Raw genomic sequence first — 6,865 nt, 5'->3', positions numbered from 1 at the left:
CCGGCCCCGGCCCCGGCGTCCATGGTCAGCATCTCTGGAAGAGCAGCCTCCGGGCGCGCGGCTTCGCCATGATCGCACGCCCTTCGGCCCATCAGGGGGCTCCTGTCTTGGGCGACCATTCGATGAACGCCGGGTGCTGCTCCCTGCCGCGGACGCCGCGGATCCGGTCGGCGATGCGCTGGCTGCGCCAGGCGTTGAGGCTGAGGTTGGGGTCGGCCAGACCGCGCTGCCCGCGGGCGGCGTTCTGCAGGAACAGGTTCCGGTCGGGTGGGCCGTCCCAGCGGGCGGCGAAGTCGGCGTCCACCCGGTACTCGTCGTCCTCCCGCTCCAGGCGCGGCTGAAGAGGTGCCAGGAAGTCCATCCGGGCCGGCCGGAAGCCGGTCGCCCAGATGATCATGTCCGCTTCGAAGATCTCCAGGCAGCTGGCCGGGTCGTTGTGCCGGACGGAGATGCTCCAGCCCTCCGGCGAGCACGGCTCGACGCTGACCACCTCACGGTTGGGGTAGAGCCCGGTCAGCTGCGGGGCGCCGGTGATGAACCGGTGGACGTAGATCCGCTGGTAGATCTCCCGGGCGGTGGCCTCGGAGATGCCGTCGCTGGTCAGCACCTGCTGGCTGTTGACCTCGGCCCGCACGCTCGGGCCAAGCTCGGCGAAGTAGTCAGAGTGGCAGGGCATGTAGAACTCGTTGGTGAACGGCGAGTCGTCGAGCGGGAAGTAGTTGCGCCGGCGGGACAGCCACGACACCCGGTGCGGCAGCTCGCCGTCCGGCCGGGAGATCAGGTCGAGGAACGCCTCGGCGCCGGACTGGCCGCCGCCGATCACCGCCACCCGCCGGTCGCGCAGGCCGACGGCCCTCGACCGGAACTCGCTGACATGGAACTGGGTGCCGCCCAGGTGCGGACGGGCGAACGCCGGCACCCACGGGGCGGTGCCGACGCCGACCACCACGTTGTCGGCGAGCAGGGTGCGCCGGTCGGTCCGCACGGCGAACGTGTCGCCGGCGAAGTCGACGGACCGCGCCTCCTCGCCGAACACGACGTTCTCGTTGCGGCTGCTGGCCCAGCCCAGGTAGTTGCGGAACTCCTCGCGGGGGACGCTGTCGAACTGCGCGTTGAGGTAGTGGTAGATCCGCCCACGGTCGTGCAGATACGCCATGAACGAGAACGGACTGGTCGGGTCGGACAGGCTGACCAGGTCCTTGAACAGCGACACCTGCAGGGCCGCCCCGGGGATGAGCTGGTCGTCGTGCCAGCTGAACGCGGCCTTCCTGTCGATGACCAGGTTCGGTGTCTCCGGGTCGCCGTGCAGCAGGGCCGCCAGGCTCAGGTTGGCCGGTCCGGCCCCGATCCCGACACAGCGGTACCGCGCCGCGGACTCACTCCTCATGAGCAGAACTCGCTTTCAGCGTCTTCGGCGTCTTCGGCGGACGGGCCCGCGTCCGCCCGGGGAACATGCGACGGGGCCGGCGGCAGGGCGTCGGCGATGGCGAGCCGCTGCACCTCGGAGGCGCCCTCGTAGATCCGCAGCGACCGGATCTGCCGGTACAGCCGCTCCGGCAGGCTGTCGCGCACCAGCCCGGCGGCGCCGAACACCTGCACGGCCGCGTCCACGACCTGCTGGGCGGCCTCGGTGGCGTACAGCTTCGCGATGCTGGCGTGCCGGGCCGGCGGGGTGCCGCGGTCGGCCTCCCAGGCGGCCCTGGCCACCAGCAGCGCGGCGGCGTTCAGCCGCACCTCGACGTCGGCGAGGCCGGCCTTCACCGTCGGCAGGTCGAACAGCCGCCCGCCGTACGCGGCCCGCCCCCGGGCCCTGGCCAGGGCGGCGTCGGCGGCCCGGCGGGCGAAGCCGAGCGCCGCCGCGCCGACGGTGAGGCGGAAGCGTTCGAGCAGCTCCATGGCCACGACGAACCCGCCGCCGCGGCCGCCCAGGACGGCGTCGGCCGCGACCCGGCAGCCGTCGAACTCCAGCCGGGCGATATCGCGTTCGGCCAGCATGTCGATCGGTTCGATCCGCAGGCCCGGTGTGCCGGCCGGGACGAGCAGCGCGGTCAGGCCCAGCGCGGCCGGGCCGTCGCCGGTGCGGGCCACCACGCAGAAGACGTCGGCGCCCGCGGCGCCGGCGATCCACGTCTTGTGCCCGTCCAGGACGTACCCCGCGCCGTCCCCGTCCGGGACGGCGCGCAGGGCGAGCGCGGCGACGTCCGAGCCGGCCTGCTCCTCCGAGAGCGCGAACGCGCCGGCCAGCTCGCCGCGGGCCATGCCGGGCAGCCAGCGCCGCTTCTGCTCGTCGGTGCCGTGGCGCCGGATCGGCCAGGCGGCCAGCTCCTGGATCGAGAACGCGAAGTCGAGCAGGTCCTCGGTGTAGGCCAGGGCCTCCCTGGTCAGGCACAGGGCGCGCAGGTCGACGGGTGTCAGCAGGCCCGCGTCCCCCAGCGCGCGCAGCACGCGGGCGGCGTACTTCTCCGGCGCGCCGGTGCGGGCCGCCGCCGCCAGCCCGGCGTGGGTGTCGCAGAACCGGCCGAGCGCCTCGGCCAGCTCGCGGTGCGGCCGCTCGTAGAACGGCAGTGCCAGCAGCCGCGGGTCCAGGGTGCTCACCGGCGCGCCATCCTCGTGTCGGAGCTCATGCGGCGGCCCGCCGCGCCAGCAGGCGTCTGGCCAGGTGCGGCTCGACGAAGAACGCGAACGAGGCGTAGCCGCGCCACACCCGGCGCCAGGCCCGTTCGACGGCGGCCGGGCCGCCGGTGCGTCCGACGTGGTCGAGGTAGGCGACGATCAGGTCGGTCGCCTGGCGGGTGTGGCCGGCCGAGATGTTGTCGATGGACAGGTGCACGTCCTCGTAGGCGGTGTCGAAGCCGTGACGGCGCATCTTCTGCGTCTCGTGCAGCCGCAGCTCGCCGAGGCCGAACATCTCGACACCCAGGTGGTAGCCGAGGATCTCCTCGTAGCGGGAGTCCGGGAGCAGCGCCAGGCCGAGCTGGTAGGTCGCGTACGGGTAGGTCGGGCCGGGCAGCTCGGTCTGGGTGCGGAACTCCTCCGAGCGCAGGTGCGGCAGGTGGATGCCCATGCTGGCCAGGGCCTGGTTGATCAGCGTGAGGTGGTTGCGGGCGACGTCGCCGCGGCCCATCTCGTCGGCGTAGAGGGCGAACAGCGGCCCATCGCTGGGGCGGTGGAAGCGGCCGGTGTTGCCGACCCGGTGCGTGCAGGCTCCGTCGACGAGGTTGCCCAGCGCGAACCGCTTCTGGCCGTTGATCACCTCTGCCCGGGGCGGGATGTCGACCAGCGGCCGGTAGGGTCCGACGAGCTTCGTCCAGTAGATGCTCTCCACCCGCTCCCGCAGCGCGGCGGGGCTGTAGTCGAACCAGGTGGCGTCGGTGTGGCGGCCGGCGGCTCCCAGCTCGAACATCCCCTCGGCCTGGGCGAGCACCTGCTCGACGCGGGTGTGGGCGGCGGCCAGCACGCCAGGGAACCGCTCGACGTTGACCAGCCGGTACAGGAACTGGCGTTCGTCGAGCGCCGGAGGCACGGCGACGACGATGTCGCCGGGATCGGCGGACGCGAGCGCGCGCTGCCAGGCGGCGGCGTCATCGTCGCCGGCGGTGCAGGCGGCCAGGTCGGCGCCGGGCGGCTCACCCGCGGCGACGGCGGCCGCCCACCGCTCGAGCGTGCGCGCCTCGGCGGCGTCGAAGATCCCGAACATTGGCCCGCCGAACCTGATCGCCCTGGTCAGGGGGCAGCTGCCGGTCGGCAGTGGCCTGAGGTAGCTGGAGGATCGGAGCTGGCGGACGAACACGGCGGCGTCGAACGCCGGGCCGGCGAGCAGGCCGTCCAGGGGGACGCCGGAGATCCGCACCCGGTGGTGCTGGCGGCCGGCGTACGGCGCGTGCCTGGCGACGATCAGTGCCACCTCGGCGTCCGGCGACAGGCTCTGGTGCCAGCGTGCGAGCTCGTCGAGCATCGCCACATGCGCGCTCTCCAGCCGCACGACGAGCCGGACCGCCGCAAGCAGCCGCGCCCGGTCGGCCGGCCCGGTGGGTGAGAACGCGGTGAGCGCCAGGTACTCCGCCAGCAGCGGCACCGGGTCGTACCCGCGGCCGTCCGCACCGTCCGCACCGTCCGCACCGTCCGGGCCGGGTGAGCCGGACGGACCGGGTGGCCCGGCGAGTCCGGCCGGCCCAGCGAGTCCGGCCGGGCCGGACGGCCCGAGCAGCGCGGCGTCGGTGCCCAGCGCCCGGAAGGCGCAGTGCGCGCCGACCACCTCGGGCAGGAAACTGGCCGGCAGCCGGGACAGCGCCAGATAGAAGACGGCCGTCATCACGGTGAGCGGCCGGGCCTGTGCCGCGGTCAGGAAGTCGGTGGCCAGCGGGTCGGGGAGCTCCACGCCGTGCTCCGCCAGCAGCTGGCGGCGCCGGGCGGCCAGGGTGCGCTCGGCCACGCCGTCCCCGAGCAGCTCCAGCCGCTCGGCGCCCAGCCGGTTGACGATCACGGCGGGCTGGGTAGCCGGCTGCGACACGGTGTCGAGCCAGCAGCCCTCGATCAGCGCGAGCGGGGCACGCTGCCGCAGCACGGTGGCCACGGTCCCGGCCGGGCCGGCGCGCAGCCGCGCGGCGGTCCGCACGATCGCGGCCCGGGCATCGGCCAGCTCGGCGAACAGCAGCTCCTCGTCCAGTGGCCCGTCCGCCCACCCGTCCGGACGCCTGGCCGCCGCGCGCTCGTCCGGCTGCCCGGCCCGGCTCCTGTCCGGCTGGCTGTCCGGGCGTCCGGCCGGATCCGCGCCCTCGTCCGGGCCGGTGCCGTCCGGCAGGAAGGCTGCGAGCACCCGGCGGGCGGCTACCAGCGTCGCCTCGGACTCCTGCTCGACCAGCAGCCGGCGGTACAGCGCGGCCGGCGGCCCGGCCACCGCCGCGGCCGCCTCGGCGAACGCGGCCGGGCCGCACTCGAACGGGCCCCGCGGCAGCGACGTCGTCAGGTCCGTCATGCGGCTTCGCTCCTCGCGGCCAGGTGGGCGGCGAGCGCGCGCGTCTTCTCGGCGGCCTCGAACGCCTGGCCGCGGCAGTTGAGGTGCAGCCCGTCGCCGCAGTAGATGCCGGGGTCGGCGCGGAGCGGATGGTCGGTGAGCGAGACGAAGATCGCGCCGTGTTCCTGGGCGACCTCCCGCGTGATCCGGGCGACGATCCTGGTCGCCCTGCTGATCATCATCGCCTGTTTCGCGGGGACGATGCCCGCCTGGCCGATGTCGAGCATCCCGACGGTGAGGACGTCGGCGCCGGTCGCCCGGACCCTGGAGACGATCTCGGTCAGCTCGGCGCGCACGGTGGCCGGGTCGAACCCCGGCCTGATGAAGTCGTTGCCGCCGCCGGAGAGGAACAGCAGGTCGGGCCGGAAGTCCAGGGCCGGCCGCAGCTGCGTCCGGCGGATCTCGGTGAGCGTCAGATCGCGCCTGGCCAGCCGGATCTCGTCGAGGTCGGGGTGGACGCGGCGCAGCACGGCGCTGATCCGGTCCACCCAGGACAGGTCCTGGTAACCGGGAACGGCCTCGCGGATGCCGGCCGAGATGCTGTCGCCAAGCACCGCGATCCGCCGCCACGGCGTGCCCGCCAACAGCCGCGCGCCGGCTTCGGTGGACAGGACGTACGGGTCGGTGGCCTCCGTCATTTCGCCCGGTTCACCTGTTCTGGCCAATGCGCCTGTTTCGACCTGCGCGCCTGTTTCTGCTGGTCCGCTCATTTCGGCTGGCTCATGTGTTTTGACTGGATCATATTTTTTGGCTGTCTTACTTGTTTCGGCTGGTTCAGCCAGTTCGGTGGACGCGGCCGGTTCGGTGTGTTCTGTCATTTCGGTCGTTCCTCGTCCTTGCCGGCGTCGTCCTTGCCGGCGTCGTCGGATCCGGCGCCGCGGGCCACGGCCGCGGACACCTCCCGCTGCCGGACGGCAAGCTCCAGCGCGGCGATGTCGTCGGCGATCCGCTCGTCCTCGGCGGAGGTCTCGGCTCCGTCGACCCGGCTGAACCCGAGAACGCCCAGCTCGCGCAGGGCTTCCCGCATCCTGGGCCCGAACAGGTTGATGTCCTTCAACGTCGGGACGATCCGGGTGAACAGCCGGCGGCGGAACTCGCGCTGGCCGGGTGAGCGGTTGGCCAGCGCGACGCACTCGTCGGCGCCGTAGTCGAGGTTGCGCCACATGTCCTCGCCGGCGAACCGGTCCCTGAGCACCCAGCACGCCTCGACCGCGAAATCCTCGCGTTCACGCAGCTCTGCGGTGCTGAGCTGGCTGTAGTAGTCACGCAGGGCCAGCCGCCCGAACGCGACGTGGCGCGCCTCGTCCTGCAGCACGTAGGCGTTGAGCGCCCGCGCCAGCGGGTCGCGCATCCGGTCCCGCTGGATGCTGAACGACGCCAGCGCCAGACCCTCGATCATCACCTGCATGCCGAGGTAGGTGATGTCCCAGCGGCTGTCACCGATGGTCGTCTCAAGCAGGCCGCGCAGCCCGGCGGAGATCGGGTAGTGCACCTTGATCTTGTCATGCAGCATGCGCTGGTACGCCTCGACGTGCCTGGCCTCGTCCATCACCTGGGTGGCGGCGTAGAACTTCGAGGCGATGTCCGGCACGGTCTGGACGACCTTCGCCGCGCACACCAGCGCGCCCTGCTCGCCGTGCAGGAACTGGGAGTAGAGCCAGCCCGCCAGGTGCCGGCGGACGGTGATCCGCTCCGCCTCCGGCAGACGCTCCCACAGCGGCGTGCCGGCGATCCAGATGAACGTGTCGGGCAGGCCGAGCGGGTTGTCCGGGTCGACGTCATGGTCCCAGTCCAGCCGCGTCTCGGCGTCCCACTGGCGCTGCTTGCCACGGGAGTACAGGCTCAGCATCT

5 protein-coding genes are annotated in these 6,865 nt (G+C 73.1%); all 5 read right to left on the bottom strand.

Translation table 11 applies throughout. The features are described from left to right. Window positions 1–91 precede the first annotated feature (91 nt). Complete coding sequence (locus AC5LUJ_RS16180; RefSeq protein ID WP_250285203.1) at window positions 92–1,387, bottom strand: lysine N(6)-hydroxylase/L-ornithine N(5)-oxygenase family protein; 1,296 nt, start codon at window positions 1,385–1,387, stop codon at window positions 92–94. Beyond that, window positions 1,384–2,595 carry an acyl-CoA dehydrogenase family protein gene (locus AC5LUJ_RS16175; RefSeq protein ID WP_250285204.1) on the bottom strand — a complete coding sequence of 404 codons (1,212 nt, stop codon included), beginning with the start codon at window positions 2,593–2,595 and terminating at the stop codon, window positions 1,384–1,386. Before AC5LUJ_RS16175 ends, AC5LUJ_RS16180 begins: the two co-directional genes overlap by 4 nt. Before the next feature lie 25 nt (window positions 2,596–2,620). Next, complete coding sequence (locus tag AC5LUJ_RS16170; protein ID WP_250291708.1) at window positions 2,621–4,975, bottom strand: iron-containing redox enzyme family protein; 2,355 nt, start codon at window positions 4,973–4,975, stop codon at window positions 2,621–2,623. Further along, window positions 4,972–5,652, bottom strand: a complete 681-nt coding sequence (locus tag AC5LUJ_RS16165; RefSeq protein ID WP_250285205.1) for an SGNH/GDSL hydrolase family protein — start codon at window positions 5,650–5,652, stop codon at window positions 4,972–4,974. Before AC5LUJ_RS16165 ends, AC5LUJ_RS16170 begins: the two co-directional genes overlap by 4 nt. A 176-nt stretch (window positions 5,653–5,828) precedes the next feature. Further along, window positions 5,829–6,865: ferritin-like domain-containing protein (locus tag AC5LUJ_RS16160; protein WP_493465226.1), on the bottom strand; the 1,037-nt coding region annotated here is incomplete at its 5' end.

It is taken from the genome of Protofrankia sp. CiP1_Cm_nod3, assembly GCF_982290655.1.
Note: the sequence above shows the minus strand (reverse complement) of the source record. Positions and strands in the feature narration are given on the sequence as shown.